The organism is Bartonella sp. MR63HLJHH, assembly GCF_042194155.1.
GTDB classification, from domain to species: Bacteria; Pseudomonadota; Alphaproteobacteria; order Rhizobiales; family Rhizobiaceae; genus Bartonella; species Bartonella grahamii.
In genome coordinates this window covers 11,687-31,485 of sequence record NZ_JBHIMN010000014.1, presented here as the reverse complement: position 1 = coordinate 31,485, position 19,799 = coordinate 11,687, and the positions used below count along the sequence as shown (strand labels likewise).

Sequence of the window (19,799 nt, the reverse complement as noted above, 5' to 3'; positions counted from 1 at the left end):
GGATCTGCAGGTGTAGGATCACTTGGATCAGAGGGCGCTGACGGAGCAGGTGTTGGTGTAATAGGCACAGAAGAAGATGATGAAGGATCTGTAGGTATAGGATCACTTGGATCAGAGGGCGCAGACGGAGCAGGTGTTGGTGTAATAGGTGTAGGTAATGGAGTGAGAACAGGGTCTGTAGGTGTAGGATCTACCGGCGCAGAAGGTGAAGGTGGAATAGGTAAAATCGTAGAAGAATCTTTTTTAGGACTAATATAAATACCCTCGAGACGAAAATCCCAAAAGTCCCGATCTCCTGCAACTAATCTATTCATAGGATCTGCTTTTCCAAAAGAAGAACTTGGTCCATAAGCACGAAGACGATATTGATAAGGCAAACCATTTATTGCAGTATAATCGCCCATTAGTTTAAAAGAATCTTCACGCGCATATCCAGAAACTTGGATAAGTGAAATACTGTTGCTTCCTTCACTGCTTACTTCCTTTTCTGAAGTTTTGGAAAAATTTTCCATCACGAGCAATGTAGCGCCGGAAACATCTCCATCGATCAAAATACGATCGGTTTTTTGAGAATCAAACAAACCATCATCATTCAAAAACGTACTGAGCTTAATCTGAACATTACCCTCCGCATTGTATGCCTCCTTGTATCGTTCATTCCCGATACGCAATGTTTGATAACCGCTGGATACATCCCGATTGAAAATAAATGTACTATCAGAAAGACTCACAGATGAAAGTGATGAATCTGTAAAAACAGAACCCTGCAAACCTTTATATTTGCTTTTTGTGAGATACCAAGTAGAACCACGCGTTAATTCTAATCTAGCAGTAGAAGTATCTTCAACGTGCGCACCCCCTGTAAGGGAAGAAGCGCTTGCTTTAATAGATATAGAAGAGTTCTTTTCAGCTTTTAATAACAAATCACCAGAGATCTTTGTTGCTTCTGATAAATCAAGAGAAACACTGGCTCCATAACCGCCCTGCCCAGTAACATAAATAGCTGTACCATCTGGAACTGTGAAAGTTGTCTGTTTTAAACGAACAGATGCCTCTCCCATAGTGATTCTTGGCTCTTTTGAAACACCTTTTTGTCCATAATATTCTGCCACTGTGTTTGGATCTAATAGATTAAAATACAGACCATAAACTCCCTTTCCCTGCACAGAAATATTTGAGCTCTCAATCTCAATATTTGTCTTCTTAAAAGCGTCTGATAGATCATAATTATGAATAGGCTGGCCTCTACTATTTACAAAAGCTGAAAAATTTTTAACCAAAAAGCCATGCATATCATTAAGCACAATAGAACTACTCCTCAAATGAACATCCCCACCTTGCAATATGTCAAAAGCCTCTGGTAATTTATCGACACTTTCATTATCAACTATAGCAGTGTATTTTTTTCCTTTTCCCTCAATCGTCATGGTATCGAGAAGATATCTCCCCCCAAACTTTGTTGAAAACGCGCCAATCTCATTAAAAGTAACAGTGCTACCTGACATCCTAACAAATGCATTAAGACCACTTACAATCCCTATACCCTTTGCATTCAAATTGTCTGGTTTAATCTCAACATTGACACTAACTAAAATAACATCCGTCTCTTTCCCCGATGCATAAATAGCGTGCGAAGTTCCCTCAATCTTCCCGTCATTCATCTGAATAACTCCATTTAGAACACGAAGACCGGGGATATCCTTAAAGTTTGAATCCCTTAGAATAAGCTTTCCGCTATCTTGTACGAATGCACCATATTGAGATATTTCATCTGGATTATCACCCGTAACAGTTATACGAGACGCATTAACAATTGTGCCTTGCTTTGCTACATATATAGCTGCAATAGGCGCAGCCTCCTGAGAATTTTTTAAGTAATAAACTTTATCTGCGAGAAAGTGTGTTTTTCTATCATCGCATTTATAAAATGGAGCCTCTGGATCACATAAACTTCCAGCAGCTTCAAGATGGGAAATTTGCAAAAAATAAATAATAGCTGTTGTAAAATTATATAAAAATGCATGTTTGTAAAATACATTTATCACCATTCTTCCTTACCCCTATTTATTAACGAAGAACAATCAAATAATGTATATTACAAACTTCTTAAAATAAAATAAATATACGATAAATAGTTAACTTAATTATTAATATAACACTTATATACTTATATATAAATTATTCTATATTTCATGGATAACTAAAAATGATATTGTAATCTACCAGAAAAGCTCATTCCAGAAAACCCTGCTTTTGTCAGTCTATGCTGATAATTTATATCTCCATGAAGTACAAATTTCGAAGATAATTTGGCATTAAAACCAAGCCCCGCTTCTAAAGAAGAACCAAAATCACCTAATTGGAAATCATTTTTAAAAGAAACAAATTGCTTATCTTCAAAACTATGCAAATAAGAAAGCTTACTATAAAAAGAAATGACACGTCCCTCTTCAGAAACATTAAGTGTCTTGCTTAAACGCCCACCAACACGCCCCACCCATTGATGAAATTTTCCTAAATCAACCTCAATATTATCAACATCATGTGCCGGATTAAACTGAAGATGCTGATAAACAACCTGAATCTGCGGATCAAAAATAACACCTTTATACCCTGTTGCAAACATTCTGCCACTGGTTAAAGAACCGCTAAACTGTTTACCCTTTAACGCCACAACCTTGCCCCGTGCTAGTGTCAAAACATCTCCCTTAAAAAATCCATACGATAATACTCCATCGATATAAAAACCCGTATCATGCTGTAAACTTCCATAGGCTCCAACAGACCATTTATCAAATGGACTCTTTTTGCTCTGTTCAACATCCTGTGGGTTTAGAAAAAGATTTCCATAGTTCCCCAAAGCCCCAAAGAATGTACGACTGTATAAACTCTCAATCTCGTTTAACAAAACACCTGCTTCGAGTGCACTATAATTCAGCTCAGCGCCATAGCCATATTCAAAAGCAGATAAATTGGAAGCATAATGATGACTACCACCATAAGCATGCAGAAAAAAGGCTGTCTTTTCATCATCCTTCCAAGAGGAATGAATAGCATTCCGCATTGTCTCTACCGTCTTATTTTGCGTGGTCATATCCAATAAACCAGCATGAAATAAGGTATTTGGCAAAAGAAGATAAGTTGGCAATTGAGGAACAACAGCTCTAATTTGGAGATTAGACTGAACATCAAGCGACACAGGAAGATTAGACGAAGGATCAACAGGATCAGAAGATGTAGAAGGCTTTGGTTCAATAGGAGCAGGAGAAACAGAATCTGCAGATGAAGGAGATTCCGAAACAGAAGGCGAGTCAGACATCAACAAGGTAGGAAGTGGATCGGGGGGAGAAAGTGGAAGATCAACAGGATCAGAAGATGTAGAAGAAGAAGCTGTGGCAGATGTCAATGACGTAGGAAGTGGATTGGGGGGCGGAGGGGGAGGATCAACAGGATCAGAAGATGTAGAAGAAGAAGCTGTGGCAGATGTCAATGACGTAGGAAGTGGATTGGAGGGCGGAGGGGGAAGATCAACAGGATCAGAAGATGTAGAAGAAGAAGCTGTGGCAGATATCAATGACGTAGGAAGTGGATTGGGGGGCGGAGGGGGAGGATCAACAGGATCAGAAGATGTAGAAGAAGAAGCTGTGGCAGATGTCAATGACGTAGGAAGTGGATTGGGGGGCGGAGAATCTAAAGGACGAGATAATGAAAACGAAGCCGGTTTAATAAGTGGACCATTATAAGTACCTATTCTAGAAGAAATATAGATACCTTCAAGACGGAAATCCCAAAAATCCCCCTCACCTTCCACTAATCTTTGCTTAATATCCGCTTTTCCAAAGGGCGAATTCGGACCATAACCACGAATACGATATTGATAAGGAAAGCCTTTCACTGTAGTATAACTATCATAACCATTGGCGAGTTGAAAAGAACCTGCCTGCGCTGTTCCAGCAACTTGAATAAGTGAAATGCTTTGATCTCTTCCATCATAGACTTCTTTATTTGCAGCTTTCGGAAAATTTCGCACATGAATGAATGTCGTTCCCGAGACATCACCAGAAATCAATATACGATCGGTTTTTTGGGGATCAAACAAACCCTCATCACTCAAAAATGCACTCAACTTAATCTGAGCATTTCCCTCAGCACTGTAGACTTTTTTATCTTTTGATGCGAGAATTCTATCTCCTGCGTCTATATCCGCCCTTTTTCCAATGCGTAGCGTTTGATAACCATTCGATATATCTTCATCATTAAAGATCAGTGTACTATTGGAAAGACTTAGAGAAGAAAGTGATGAAACAGATTCCCGTAAACCGTTGTATTTACTTTTAGTAAGATACCATGTTGAATAGTGGGTTAACTCTAAATCAATAGTTGATTTATCGTCAACACGCGTACCTCCTGTAAGAGAAGAAGCACTTGCTTTCACCAATAGAGAAGAGTTATTTTTAGCTTTTAGCAACAAATCACCAGAAATCTTTGTTTCATCAGATAATTCAAGAATACCTTCAGCCCCATAGCCTCTATTCCCCTTCGCATAAATCGCAATACCATCTGGAACTGTCATATTTGTCTGTGATAAATAAACAAATGCCTTCCCCGTGAGAACTTTTTGGATTTCTAAAACTTTTTCATCATCTCGTTGCCTAATCATCTTAGCAAGCTCTTCTGGAGCTAAAACATTAAAATACAAACCATGTACTCCATCCCCTTTCACAGAAATATTATTTTTTTCTATCTTAATACTTGTATTCTTAAAGCCATCTGGTGAAACATACTTTTGAATTAATTTGCCATTATCGTCTACATAACCTGAAAAATTTTTAATCAAGAATCCATGCATATTGTTAAGATGAATAACATTTTTTTTCAAATGAACATCACCCCCTTGAAAAACCTCAAAAGCTTCAGGCAATACCCCCATAGCGCCATCACCATCTGTTCTAGCTTCCTCCCTCCTTCCTTGCCCCGTAATACACATAGTATCAAGAATATAGCACCCCCCAAACCGAGTTGAAAATGAGCCAATCTGATTAAAATTAACGGTACCTTCTGACATTCTAACCATTGCATCAAAACCACTCATAATACCGATCCCTTTTACCTTCAAATTATCTGGTTCAATATCGATATTCACACTCTCTAAAGAAATATCCGTTTCTTTCCCCCATGCATAAATAGCATGTGAAGCCCCTTTAATTTCCCCTACTGTCATGCTAATAACTGCATTTTGAGCACGAAGAGCAGGTATGTCCTTAAAATCTGCAGCTGTTAGATTAAGTTTTCCACCATTTCTTACATACGCCCCATAGGCAGATATTTTATCTGAATTATCGCCATAAACTGTTATCTGAGAGGCATTAACAACAGTGCCAGCTTTTTCTACATATATAGCTGCAATAGGCGCAGCCTCCTGAGAATTTTTTAAGTAATAAACTTTATCTGCGAGAAAGTGTGTTTTTCTATCATCGCATTTATAAAATGCCTCTCCTGCCTCACTTGAAGATCCTGCAGCACTAACATAAGTAACCTGAAAAAAATAAAGAATAGCTGTTGTAAAGTTACACAAAAACACATGTCTTTTAAATACATAAAACATAACTCTTCCCGACTCCTATTCCCCTATTTTTATTCATTTAAGAATAATATCTATATTTAAACTAACGGAATTCTTAAAATACAATAAATATAAAACTAAAGAGCTACTTTTAATACTTAATATAACAATATATACTTATATATAAGTTACTATATAGTTTATGTATAGCTAGAAATGACAGTGTAAACCGCCTGAAAAAATGGTTTCTGAAAAACCAGCTTTGCTAATTTGCTAAGACGATGTTGATAAGTTACATCTCCATGCAATGCAAAATGTGAGGACAACAGAGTATTCAACCCAACTCCAGTTTCTAGAGAAAAACCAAAAGCCCCTCATTGGAATTCATCTCCAAATTGTACACGTTGTTTTCCTCCAAAACTATTGGCAAGATGAAGCTTGCCATTGAAAGAAACAACAATGCCCTCTTCAGAGACAGAAAGCATCTTTCTTAAAGACCCACCAACACGCATCACCCACAGATCAAGTTTTCCATTTCAATATCAAAACCATCAATATCAGACGCCTTATAACCGCACCTTTTGATAAATAACCTAAACCTGCGGATCAAAAATAACCCCTAACTATAATTGTAATTGTAACAAATATGAGTGTTCGGAAGAATCTGAAGACATTTAAATTAACGACATGACCTTCGGTCATGAAAAAAAGGCTTATGAAAAAATAGAGAAAGGCAAAAACGAACTATCCCCTTTATGTCTTGTCATAAATGACTTACCCGCAATCAAATGAAGCATTCAAAGGTGTTCCTCTTCAATGTTGTTGTCTTGCCTCTTGCTTGCATGAGAACATCCCCCTTAAATAAACCATAGGAAAAAAGGACATCTATACAAAAGCCTGTATCATGCTGCATGCTGCCATATGCTGTAATAGACCATTTATCAAATATACTTTTTTACTTTCTTCAAGATCTTGAGGTTGTAGAGATTTTTTCCATCATTTCCCATTATTCTAAAGCTCAAAGTGTGATGTATATCCTCAATCGCATTGAGCAAGACGCTTGCCTCTATAGCGTTATAATTCAAATTTCCGCCATAGCCATATTGAAGCTCAGGTGGTCAGAAACATAATGATAACTTCCACCGTAGCCTCGCGCAAAAAGTGCGAGATTTTTTACCATTTTCCCCTAAAGCCCCAGCAGCGATACGCAATGTTTCCAGCTGTTTTTTGTGATTGTTCATATCCATCAAACCAACCTGAAACAAAGCATGGGGCATCGACAGATATGTTGAAACTTGCGGGACCACCGCTTTAACGCCCTCTTCAGAATAAAGAACAAAAGCATCATGATCAGCGAAAACATTATTATGATGAGTATAAGTGCTTAAAGAACGAGACACATCATTTTCCAACCGAATATGACGCAGATGAGAAAGTTTCTGAACATATTCAACTTCAAGTCGATAATTCCAAAATTTCCATTATACTCAATATTTTTCTCTTTAACGGATTCATTCCCACCTTTTACCTATCTATAAGAAGAATTTGGACCATTAGCACGAAAACACTATATCGATAAGGCGCTCCTCTTAAAGCAACATAATCTGTTGCCAGTTTAAAGGCATCCTCCGCAACCTTTCCATAAACCTGAACAATTGAAACACTGAGACTATCTTTTTATCGTCTTTTTGCTTACCTTTGCTATGGTTCTTTATTTTTTTGAAGCCACTAAAACATAGACAATATGCATCTTAGTTTTTCCATAAACATCACCATAGATTAAGAAGTTTATCAGCTTTTATTCCCTTGCTTTTACCATTTGCAGCAAGATGTGCACTAACATATAAACGTGCGTCCCCCCTGCAACGTAAGCATAATCTAAACCACGATCATCATCCAATCTCCTAATACGAAGTGTCTAAAAAAATCATTTCTTGGTTTTCTGAAAAAAATAGAACTATCAATAAGCCTTACCAATGAAAGAAATGAATCTACAAAATATAGAACTTTTTTATGATTATTTTTAAGCGCATTTTTATTTGCTCTTACAGTCCATTGAGATCGATTGAATAACGCAACACTACCATAAGAACCTTTCTCAATATGTGCTCCTCCTGCAAGAAAAGACGCATAGGCATCAAGCGCGACAAATGAATTATTTTTGACATCTAATAACCGATCAGCAAAAATACGCGAATCCTCTAATATCGTAATATAAGAATACCTCCTAGCATCGTTAATATAAATAGCCCTACCATAGGGAATATGAAGAGCAGTCTTTTTAAACCGAAATTCACCTAAACTTGTAAGAAGCTCTCCCTCTTGATATTCATATTGCGAAGGAGCTCCTCTAAAATACAAACCGTGAACCCCTTGTCCTTTAATAAGGATCTCTGTGTTTTCAAAAAAAATCCCAGACATAAGACCATCCTGCAACTCATATGATCTTTCCTTAAAAACAGGCTCGGCACTTTCAACCGCTATACCATGAACATCAGAAACCTGAATCTTACCTTCATCAAAGGAAAAAAACCGCCCTGCTTCACGCCAACCACAGATTGAGGTAACGTGGTATTTCTATCACTTTTCTTTTCGCCATTCCCTATAATAAAACTCTTTTTAAAAGAAGTTTTATTATCTTTTGACACAATCACTGCTGATGTAATCTTCTCAGATCTATTTAATTCTAAAATTCAACCAGTTCCTGAAACGCCTTTTTCCCCTTTACTTTTTTCCGGCTTAATAACTATGTTATGAGATTGTATTGTAAAAATAACATCTGTAGTTCTCTTATCCAATCCACTCATATATAACTTATCACGACTTTCAAAAGTACGAGCAGCATCAACTGTATCACACGAATACGATTAAAAAAAAGAATTATATGAAGGTTTATAATCTTCTGCACTCGCATCTATATTGTACGCGAAGAAAAAAATAGAGGTCGTAAGAGAACACACACACACATGGCATTTTAATACTTTAATCATAATTTAGTCTAAACTTTCTTTATTTTATCTTTATAAAAAACCGAAAAGACCGATCTGGTTCATGCACTAATTATTCTTATTACATGTCGTCCACATAATTTGCTTTATATTATATATGAAAATCAAAAATCAGAAAAACAATACAATAAAACCATGTTTTGTGCTTATAATTTTAACAAAGGATGTATTAAAAAAATACAATTAAAAATGATAGCTTAATCCACCAGAAAAATGCGTTCCAGAAAAGCCAGCATTCGTAAATTTATGCTGATAAATCAGATCACTATGAAAAATAATTTTTGGAGATAGTTGCGAAAAAACACCAAATCCAGCTTCTAAAGAAGACCCAAAAGAACCAAGCTGGAAGGCATCTTTAAAATACACAAATTGTTTATCATCAAAACTACGAATGAAATGAAGCTTACCATAGAATGAAAGAACATGTGCATCTTTAGTAAATGTAAGTGTCTTCGTTAAATACCCACCAACACGCATCCCCCAATGATCCGGGCTTCGCATATCAATATTAAAATTATCAATATCACGAGTCTTATGAAACTGGAGATTTTGATAAACAAACTGAACCTGTGGTTCAAAAACAAAATATCGGCTGCCTATCATAAACGTTTTACCAGCAGTTAAGGAAACACTTAGAGGCTTACCTCTCAATGCAGTCGTTTTACCTCGCTCAAGTGTGAGAACATTTCCATTAAACAAACCATAAGAGAAGAGACCATCCATATAAAGACCCGTATCATGCTGCATGCTTCCATATGCTGTGATTGTCCATTTATCAAATATACTTTCTTGACTTTGTTTAATCTTTCGAGGCTGCAAAGAAAGCTTGCCATAATTTCCCATAATTCCAAAGGATGTCGTACTATATGCACTTTCGATTTTCTTGAGTAAAATACTTGCCTCTAGTGCATTATAATCAAGCTCACCGCCATAATCACCATATTTAAGTGCAGATAAATTTGAAGTATAATGATGATGTCCACCGTAACCGCGCAAAAACAAAGCGGAATTTTCATCATTTTTCAACAACCGACCAGAAACAGTTCGCAGCGCTTGCAACTGCTTGTTTTGATTACTGATATCCATCAATCCAGCATAAAATAAGGTATTTGGCACAAGAATATAAGTCAGAACCTGTGGAACAATGACTCTCACATTTGGTTCAAAATGAGAAGAAGGCTCAAAAACAGGCGGCGGAACAGGTGAACCAGACGCAACTGGGGCAACAACAGAAGTGGGGCGAGAAACAGGCGGCGGAACAGATGAACCAGATGCAGGTGGTACAACTGGTTTAGATTCAGCAATAGCGGGAACAACAGGCGCAAGAGAGGAAGGAGGGTTGGGGATCTCAAGCACAACAACATCAGGTACATTAGGTGTGGTAGTAAGATGGAAGTCCCTATCAGAAGAATCTACAGAAGAAGAAAGACTTGGCTCCTGAGGTTTTTGCCTCGAATTAGAATCAATAGAACCATCCTCACCTCCAGTCATATTAGGATGAATTTTAGGAAAAGAAGGAATATCATCAGAAGAAGGAGGGACAACCAAATCAAGAACAGGAAAAACTTTAGTGGAATCGAGAGAAGTAGAATCAACAAATTGACTTTCGAGGCGAAAATCCCAAAATGTTCCAGTATTTTTAAGCACTCTTTGATTGGAATCTGCCGCCCCTAAAGCAGAGCTTGGACCATAACTCTTAAGATGATACTGATAGGGAGAGGCTTCAAGTGTGACATACCCCCCATTTAACTGAAAAGAATCTTCAGCGGCTTTTCCATAAACCTGAATAATGGAAATCCCCTGATCATTACCACCATCTCCCGTTAATGCCCCTGGGCTTCTAGGAACACTATACACATGGACTGTCGTTTTTCCTTCAAGATCACCATTGATTAAAAGCCTATCCGTTTTTTGCTCTTGCAGAGCTCCTCCTTTATCCAAATATGTATTAAGATAAAGACGCGCATCGCCTTGTGCACGATAGACAGTCCCTGCCCCTTTTCCGATAAGAAGTGTCTGATAACCATCTGTCGTTTTGGATTTTAGTTCTTCAAAAACAAGAGAACTATCCGTAAGATTGACCGATGAAATGAAGGAATAGTCCCCTAACTTAGAACTAGAAGCATCAGAGTTGTGCAATTTGTCAACTTTTGGTCGCGATAAAATCCACTTTGAACCATTTTTTAACTCTATCTTAGCTGTAGAACTTTCATCAACATGTGCGCCTCCTACAAGGGTAGAAGTATCAGCCTCAATCTTTACATTGGAACGCTCAACAGCTTTCAGGAGTGAATCACCAGAAATTTTTGAATGTTGTGAGAGTTTAACAGAAGTTTCAAATTGGCGGCTATAAATAGCTGTACTTTCTAGAGCCATAACAGTTGTCTTTGTCAAATGGACAGACCCTTTTCCAGGTATAATTGTTTTTTTATCATTGAAGACAGCTTCCCAAAAAAAGCGCATGCTATTAAATGCATTGCCTCTCACAAAAATATTGGAATATTTGATATGAGCATCATTATTATCATTCCCCTGCAATATAATGCCATGAGCATTGCTAACATTAACGTTTCCCTTCTGGAAATTAAGAGAGCCTTTCCCCTGAAGCATACTAAAAGCAGAAGCTTCACGATGATTATCTGTATTTGTCCCCTGTTTCCCCCTCCCAGTAATAGAAACACCATCTAAATTAATTTCTCCTTCTCCTCCTGTTTGAACACCAATACCATCAGCAAAGTTAATTTTCCCTCCTTTCATATAAATTTTTGCACCATTATAACTCAAAAGACCTATCGCATCAGAAGATGTCTTAATCTCTGTCTTGGTCAAAGCAACAAACGACCCTTTACCAGCAACACTGATCCCCATTCTGGTTGCTTTAATCACCCCATCCTGCATCTCAAAAGCTCCCTCATCATTAACATCGGCCCCTATCGACACATCGTTTAACATGGAATAAAATAGAGCAACGCCTCCCCCATTTGAGGACTTTACAGCTGTTGTCCAAGCATTTGCTCCTGAATAGCCATTTGCATTCGAAACACCGTTAATGATTATAGCCTCTCCCTCAATGACTGTATCTTCCCCTGATGCCTCTATGGCAGCATCAGAACTTTCACCCGTAAGTCGATAAGTTTTCTGGGAAATTTCATGCGGTTGACCATCATTACAGCGATAAAATGAGGCACTTTCGTTACATGAATATGGCTTCTTCTCAGCAGGAATCTCACCTGCATCAGCATTGTATACAAAGAAAAAAATAACCGTTGTAAAACGACATAAAGAGAGATGATTTTTAAGCATAATTTTCTACAAACTTTCTTCCCCTTCTCTAAAAACAAAAAAATACGCGTTCTGTTTAATAACTTTGGTTACGCGCGATAATTTAAAATACGTTTTGTATTTTATATATCCACTAAATGTTTTATGTAAAGCCAGAATCCCAAAATATTACAATTTAAAATTGTGTTATTTATAAAAACACGTAAAAATATAGATAAAAATAAAAAATCCACCCCAAAGCGGTGATTTCAAGAGAATTTAATAAAAATACACTAAAGGAAGAAAAACAACATAAGAAGCAAGAACTGCAAACTAGAAAGCCTTATCTCGTTTCTAAAAAGAAACAAACTTGCTCATGCAAAAAACATTTTTTAAAAAAGCTTATTTTAAAAGTTGCAAACAAATAATAAAAAACCACAAGCTATGCTTGTGGCTTTTTAAACAACTTACCCCAAGATGATCATCCTAAAAACGATAGCGCAACCCACCAGAAAAACTGATCCCAGAAAAACCACCTTTGCTCAATTTATGCTGATAAACCAAGTCGCCATGAAGCGCAACTTTTTGAGACAAGCGAGCATTAAGACCTAATCCAGCCTCTAGAGAAGAACCAAAAGCCCCTAACTGGAAAGAATCTTTAAAGCGCACAGCTCTTTCTTTGCCAAAATCATGGGAAAAATGAATCTTTCCATAGAAAGAAACATCACGATCTTTTTCAGACGCAGTCAGAGTCTTCATCAAACGCCCCCCCATACGCACCACCAATTGATCCAGTTTATCCATCTCAATATTAAAATTATCAATATCACGAGCCTCATTAAATTGAAGATGTTGATAAACAACCTGAACCTGTGGATCAAAAACAACACCTTCATATCCTGTGGCAATTTTCTGACCACTCATCAAGGAAACACTTAAAGGGTTACCCTTCAATGTTGCAGTCTTACCCCGAGCAGTTGTCAGAACATCTCCCTTAAACAGACCATAGGATAAAAGACCATCAACATAGAATCCTACATCATGCTGCATACTGCCATATACTGTAGCAGTCCATTTATCAAATGTACTTTTTTGGCTTTGTGCAACATCTTGAGGCTGTAGAGAAAGCTTTCCATAAGACCCCATAACCCCAAAGGATATAGTACTGTCAACATTTTCAACAGTTTGTAGCAAAACACCTGTCTCTAGCGCATAGTACCCTAGATCCCCTCCATAACCATATTCAAGCGCAGATAAATCTGAAACATAACGATAACTCCCACCATAGCCACGCAAAAATGAAGCAGGATTTTCACGAATTTCCAACATTCCACCCAAATTAGTCCGTACTGTCTCCAGCTGCTTATTTTGATTGCTAATATCTATCAAACCAGCGTGGAACAAACTATTGGGCAAAAGGAGATAAGTTGGTAGCTGAGGAACAACAGATCTTACACCTCGTCCAGATGAGGGAACATTTTCAATTTTAGAAAGACTATCTGCAGAAGACGCTGACACAACACCCGCAGAAGACACCGGAACAACATCCGCAGAAGACACCGGAACAACATCCTCAGAAGATTCTGGAATAACATCACCAGAAGATTCTGGAACAACATCCTCAGAAGATTCTGGAATAATATCCTCAAAAGAAGCACGTGCAGGAGGTGTACGTTTAGAAACCATAGGAGTTTCTCTATAATCAGTAGTTTGAACATATTCATTTTCTAAACGAAAATTCCAAAATGCGCCTCCATTCAAAGCAAATTTCTGTTTAACATGCTCTTCCCCTCCAGTAGCTTTTGGTCCATAAGAACGAAGAACATATTTATAAGGCGCGCCATCCAATGCAACATACTTCCCATTCAGTTGAAAAGAGTCATACGATGCATCTCCATAAACTTGAATAATTGAAACACTATGCGCTTTTTCGTTTTTTCCTTTTAAACCTCCAGCAACCCCTTGTATATGGACTATGGTTTTTCCCCAAACATCACCATGAATGAGAAGCCGATCCGTTACCTGATTACCACTTGTATCACTAGGATTTAAACATGCATTCAAATGAACCCAAGAACCACTACCAGCCTGATAAACAAGACCTTTTCCTTTTCCAATATGAAGCGTTTGATATGTATGATCAGTACTGGACTTTGGTTTTTTAAAAATAATAGAACTATTAGAAAGATCTACCGATGAAATAAACGAAACATCTCTATAATGAGGATTTTGTAATTTTTTATGTCTTGGTTGTAATAAAACCCACTGTGAATTATTTTTCAATTTAAGGTCAACTTTAGAACTATTATCAACCTGAGTTTGACCGACAAGTGCAGAATCATCAGCAACAACCTTTATAGAAGAGTGACGATCAGCCTTCAGCAACAAATCTCCAAAAAGCTTTGTTTCCTTTAAAAATATTTTAGACTTTCCAGATTGACTGCTATAAAGAGCTATACTATCTGGAACGACAAAACGCGTTTTTCTCAAATCAACGCGCAATGATTCCCCATCTGACGAACCACCTGATGTTGCCTTACCTTCAAAATGCATACCATAAAATGCATTACCTTTCACTGTAATATTGGAATCTCCAATATTAATCTGAGAACCTTTATTTCCCTGCAATAAAAGCCCATGAGCATCAGTAACATCAACAGAACCTTTCATAAACTCAACATAACCATCTTCAAATATGTGAAAAGCTGCTTGACGACCTGTATCCAGCCCTTGATCATCCTTGCCAGTACTCCCCTTGCCGGTAATAGAAACACCCTCTAAAATAAAATACCCTTTTTCTCCTGCTTTAACCCCAACACTCCCTAGCCTAATTTGCGTATTCGTTAAATCAACTCTACTTTGAGATTTTCCTTCTGCAACAGCCCCCACTTTGATTGCATCAATTGATCCACCAGATATTGTGAGGGAGCCACCTTGAGCTTCCACCCCCACTAAAACGCCACTCAACGTAGAATCGCTCAGAGAGACTCTTGCCTGTTCTGATGCCTTTACTCCATATTTCCAAAAAATCTTTTCCGAATTATTCTTTTCATCCAAAATACCCTTAACAGTTATATTCTTGCCTCCAATAATTGTACCTTTCTTAGACGCCTCTATGGCTCCATAAACACCATTAATATTTTTATTCGTTAGTGAATAAACTTTATTATTAATTGCGTGCTCTCCACCATCAGAACACTGATAAAATGCTGCATTCTGATCACATGAAGACTGCTTTTTTCCAGAGGAAACTTGAGATTCAGCATTGTGTGCAAAAACATCAACATTGTGTGCAAAAAAAAGACATGCTGTTGTAAAAGTACATAAGGAGAAACGATTTTTAAATAGATTTACCATAATTACACCATAATTTCGCCCCACCACAGATCAACATATAACGTATCAAAATTTAATACGTTTTGATTTAAATACAGGAAGATTGTTAATATTTTTTGTGTTTTATGTAAATATGGAATTAAAAAATTACTCAAAAATACAATCTAAATCTTTTGCTTTTACAAAAAAATTGCAAAAATATAACTGAAGAACGACAGAAAAATCACCTTTAAAATTGTTATTCAAAAATAGCCTTAATCGGTTGACATGCATCAAAAACGCCTACTTTAACTGCTGTCTCCCCCCCCAGAACGGACATAATAAACGTCCTTACGATAGAGATGTTATATTGAAACAATATGTACTTTGTAAGCAGACAAAACATATGCCAAAATTGAAAAACAAGAGTTTACATATACCTTTTTAGACAATCTTCATGGCAAGACAGCCTAATAAAGAGTAGGAACGTGTAAAAATCAGTTCCTATTTTTACTATCTCCTTTTAATTCAACTTGACAATATTCAAAAACATTCAGAGCCATATTTTAAAAAGTGAAGATGACACATGACTTTATCTTTTTATTTATGCATTTAAAGAAAACACATTTTCCAAAAACAATATGTCATTATGTTTCTCATTCATCAGTTTTCTCAGATAACTCTCATTTTTTCCATCCCCATTTCACAACAACAGCGGATATAATATAAAGTTCATCAGATATAGCCCTCATTGCGCTTGAGTATCTTCTTTTCCTTTGCCAATTTCTAATATTGTAAATCCTCTCCTCCTAAGGTAATTTCCAAAATTATATTGACTCCTTTCTCAGACAATTATCCACTTGCCAATCTTACATAATATGCAAAGGAATGCTTTTTATGGGTTCATCATAAGAGCATTGAAAATATTTCCGCATCCTGAATTAAAAAATATCTTTATCAATCGGCATATAATAAATAATATAATAATCACTCTGAAATACGCGTTTTGAAACCATAACGTACAAACTCTTCAAACTTTTCAAAAAAATGAAAGAAGTCCAACCCAAAAGCATATTAAAGATATGCGAAGTTACACTCTCGTAAAAAAGCTATAACACAAAATGAATAGAGAATGAGAAAAAGCCACAAGTTATACTTGTGGCTTTTTCAAAGATTAATCAGAAACAGCAACAACTCTAGAAATGATAACGCAAACCACCAGAGAAACTAGTTCCAGAAAAACCAGCTTTCGTTAGCTTGTGCTGATAAACCAAATCACCGTAAAGCGCAAAGTTTTGAGACAATTGGGCATTAAAACCTAATCCGGTTTCTAACGAAGAACCAAAAGAGCCTAGCTGAAAAGCATCTTTAAAATGCACAAATTGTTTTCCTTCAAAACCGTGAGCAAGATGAAGCTTGCCATAGAAAGAGACAACTTGAGCCTTATCAGTTGCGACCAGCCTCTTTGTTAAACGCCCTCCAACACGCCCTATCCACTGATGAAGCTTTCCCAGCTCAATATCAAAGCCATCCACATCAGGCACTTTATTAAATTGAAGATATTGATAAACAACTTGAACTTGCGGATCAAAAACAAAGCCGTCCTCCCCCACCATAAACGTTTTACCAGCAGTCAATGAAGCGCTTAAAGGATTTCCCTTTAATGTTGCCGTCTTGCCACGTGCAGTTGTTAGAACATCACCTTTAAACAAACCGTAAGACACAAGACCATCAACGTAAAAACCCGCATCATGCTGCATACCACCGTATGCTGTAACTGACCATTTATCAAATGTACTTTTTTGACTCTGCTCAACATTCAAAGGTTGCAAAGAAAATCTCTCGTAGGCCCCGATAATTCCAAAAGAAGTGGAACCATACATATTTTCGATTGCTTTCAGCAAAACACCTGCCTCTATGGCATTATAATCAAGCTCGCCGCCATAACCATATTCAAGCGCGGAAAGATTTGAAGTATAACGATGATTGCCGCCATAACCGCTCACAAAAAAGAAAGGATTTTCACGACTTTCTAATAAACCCCCAGAAGGAATTCGTAAAGCTTCTAATCGCTTATTTTGATTGCTCACATTCATCAAACCAATATGGCGTAAGGCATTAGGCAAAAGGAGATAAGTCGGAACCTGCGGAACAACAGCCTTAACTCCCGGCTTAGGATGAGGCTCCGGAGAAGGTGCTGGAGAAGGTTCTGGTCCTGGAATTGGGTCAGGAAAAGGCTTCGGAGCAGGATCTGGTTTAGGTTTAACATCAGAATCTATAGATCTACTTTCAAGGCGAAAATCCCAAAATTCTCCGTTCCCTTCAACTAATCTTTGATCCATGTTTGCTTTTCCTAAATGAGACCTTGGACCATAACTATAAAGCTTATACTGATAAGGTAATTTATCTAATGCTACATAACCACCTTCCAACTGAAAAGAATCTTGCTCTGCTTGTCCAGAAACCTGAATGACTGAAATACCTTCATCATTTCCTCCCCTTCCCGTGTATCCTCCTGGACTTCCTGAAACCCCATGCACTTGGAGCTTTGTTTTTCCCGAAACATCACCATGAATTAAAACACGATCAGTTTTTTGATGATCAAGAGCACCACCACTATTCAAGTATGTATTAAGGGAAATAGAGGCACCGTCCCGTGCTCTATAAACTTCACCCTTTCCCTTTCCAATACGAAGGGTTTGATAATCATCAGCAGAAGAAGATTCATGTCTTTTAAAATTAATAGAGCTCTCACCCATAAGACTAACGAGTGAAATAGAAGAATCATGGGCAGCCTCATGTTGATCTTTTTTCAACGGTTGTTGTAAAATCCATTTAGAACGGCCTCCCAAATAAAGTTCGGCATTAGAATTTTTATCAACATGTGTGCGACCTTCAAGAGTAGAAGCATCAGCCAAAACTGTTATAGAAGCACCTTCCTCAGCTTTTAATAAAAAATTCCCTGAACGAAGAGTGCTGTGCACCAACCCCACCGCACCAGAAATAATGTTTCTACCATAAAGAGCCACATCGTCTAAAACAGAAAACTCTGTTTTATCCAAATTAACAACTTCTAATCGTGGTAAAGCTTTTTCTTCCTCTGATGAAATTTCTTCTTTTTTATCCCCACCTTCACTCCATGGCTTCTCTCCCCGCAAATAGATACCATAAGATCCCTTACCCTTTACAGTAACAGAAGAGGATTTCATATTAACTTCAGTCACAGGAATCTTTGAATCAGAATCTTCATTTGATAAATCTTTAACTTCCTGCAGAGGAATAGAATTGACTGTATTTTCTAATAATATGCCATGGACATCCATAGCACGAATAGTCGTACCCTCTAAATTAACAGCTGCCCCTGAATCCATATGCACAACCGCATGATCCTTGCCTTTGTCCGCCTTCCCAGTAATTTCAACATTCTCGAGATTTACCTTCCCACCTAACGTCGAAGAAACCCCATGGCTGTTCATAAAATCAACTGATCCACCTGACATCCAAATTTCTGAATGATCATAACTTAAAAGACTCGCATTCCCATTAGCGGTCTTAATTTCTGTATCTTCTAAAAGAACAAACGAGTTCTCTGCTGCATCAACACCCTCATGACTTTCCTTAATCTTTCCATTTTTTACCTCAATCACGCCATCACTCGCACGAAGGGCTATAACTGTATTTTTGATAATCGGATCTTCCAAAACAATCTTACCGCTCTCTAATACATGCACACCCACTAGAAAAGTTTTATCAGCAACTTGACTACGAACCGTTACATCCTCCCCACTAATCCTTGTGCCTATTCCTTTCACCGTTATAGCAGTAGGATCATCAGGATAGTTGGAAACGTTCTTATTTGTAATCCTATAAGATTTATTATCAATTTTAGACTCCCCGCAATTATCGCATATATAATACAACCCATTATAGTAATAAAACCCAGGATTCAAACCTCTTCCATCAGAGTCCTCATTTTTAACCGTATTATCTACATTATTCTTATGCCCATTCTCTCCAATCTCTCCAATCTCTCCACTCAGCTTACGATAATCGCTCCCCCCACGAATACCCTCATCGTTATTGCCAATAGGAGGATAATAATTATCCCCATTCTCTCCACTAAGAGGAAGCTTATGCTTATTACTCCCGCTAAGATGAGGAGAAGAATTAGCAGAGACAACTGGGATAACCTTTATAACATAAGGTTTACTATCCTTCTCCTCTGTAGCCGCATAAACTTCTCTTCCATTTTGGAACAAAGAGAGGATAGCTGTTGTACAAGCACACAAACATAGATGATTTCTAAAAACTTTAATCATAGTTCCCTCGAAACTTTTCTTCCCCTCTCATTAAAAATAAAAGCACCTGCAAAACATCCCATTGCACACCTCAAAACACGAAAAGTGTAACAAAAAGAACATGCCTCATGCTCATCTGAACTGTGCAATGAATTACCCCAATAGATTTGGCAGAAGCTCTACGCTAAAACTACCTATAAGAGAATAATTAACAATCACACTTTATAGGTGTATAATGCATTCTGTATTTCGTGTAAAGAAAAAATAAAATCAGTGCGTGCAATTAATTAAAAAAACAACTAAACCTTGTGAACTTTAAAAATTAATCCACAAGGAGATAAATAAAACAATGAT

Annotated in this window: 6 protein-coding genes and 2 pseudogenes; all 8 read right to left on the bottom strand. The window is 37.3% G+C overall.

Going from position 1 to position 19,799, the window contains the following annotated elements:
- Positions 1–2,048: pseudogene (locus ACFIKQ_RS08220) on the bottom strand (autotransporter outer membrane beta-barrel domain-containing protein); the annotation flags it as partial.
- A 152-nt stretch (positions 2,049–2,200) separates the two neighbouring features.
- Positions 2,201–5,605 carry an autotransporter outer membrane beta-barrel domain-containing protein gene (locus ACFIKQ_RS08215; protein WP_375656241.1) on the bottom strand — a complete coding sequence of 1,135 codons (3,405 nt, stop codon included), beginning with the start codon at positions 5,603–5,605 and terminating at the stop codon, positions 2,201–2,203.
- A gap of 168 nt (positions 5,606–5,773) precedes the next feature.
- Positions 5,774–6,177 (bottom strand): annotated as a pseudogene (locus tag ACFIKQ_RS08210) (autotransporter outer membrane beta-barrel domain-containing protein); the annotation flags it as partial.
- A 504-nt stretch (positions 6,178–6,681) separates the two neighbouring features.
- Positions 6,682–6,963 carry a hypothetical protein gene (locus ACFIKQ_RS08205; protein WP_375644982.1) on the bottom strand — a complete coding sequence of 94 codons (282 nt, stop codon included), beginning with the start codon at positions 6,961–6,963 and terminating at the stop codon, positions 6,682–6,684.
- A 478-nt stretch (positions 6,964–7,441) separates the two neighbouring features.
- The gene (locus ACFIKQ_RS08200; RefSeq protein ID WP_375656240.1) at positions 7,442–7,984 is read right to left on the bottom strand and encodes a hypothetical protein; all 543 of its coding nucleotides are present in this window, start codon (positions 7,982–7,984) and stop codon (positions 7,442–7,444) included.
- A gap of 770 nt (positions 7,985–8,754) precedes the next feature.
- Positions 8,755–11,874, bottom strand: a complete 3,120-nt coding sequence (locus tag ACFIKQ_RS08195; protein ID WP_375656239.1) for an autotransporter outer membrane beta-barrel domain-containing protein — start codon at positions 11,872–11,874, stop codon at positions 8,755–8,757.
- A gap of 444 nt (positions 11,875–12,318) precedes the next feature.
- On the bottom strand, positions 12,319–15,189 hold the full coding sequence (locus ACFIKQ_RS08190) for an autotransporter outer membrane beta-barrel domain-containing protein (RefSeq protein WP_375656238.1): 2,871 nt from the start codon (positions 15,187–15,189) through the stop codon (positions 12,319–12,321).
- Positions 15,190–16,343: 1,154 nt separating this feature from the next.
- Positions 16,344–19,466 (bottom strand): autotransporter outer membrane beta-barrel domain-containing protein, encoded by a 3,123-nt coding sequence (locus ACFIKQ_RS08185; protein WP_375656237.1) that lies wholly within the window; start codon positions 19,464–19,466, stop codon positions 16,344–16,346.
- Between the last annotated feature and the right edge of the window lie 333 nt (positions 19,467–19,799).

What these genes read in the sequence shown, in the direction of transcription:
- ACFIKQ_RS08200 (WP_375656240.1), bottom strand. Translation starts at nt 7,984, where the DNA reads ATGTCTGGGATTTTTTTTGAAAACACAGAGATCCTTATTAAAGGACAA.
- ACFIKQ_RS08185 (WP_375656237.1), bottom strand. Translation starts at nt 19,466, where the DNA reads ATGATTAAAGTTTTTAGAAATCATCTATGTTTGTGTGCTTGTACAACA.
- ACFIKQ_RS08195 (WP_375656239.1), bottom strand. Translation starts at nt 11,874, where the DNA reads ATGCTTAAAAATCATCTCTCTTTATGTCGTTTTACAACGGTTATTTTT.
- ACFIKQ_RS08215 (WP_375656241.1), bottom strand. Translation starts at nt 5,605, where the DNA reads ATGTTTTATGTATTTAAAAGACATGTGTTTTTGTGTAACTTTACAACA.
- ACFIKQ_RS08190 (WP_375656238.1), bottom strand. Translation starts at nt 15,189, where the DNA reads ATGGTAAATCTATTTAAAAATCGTTTCTCCTTATGTACTTTTACAACA.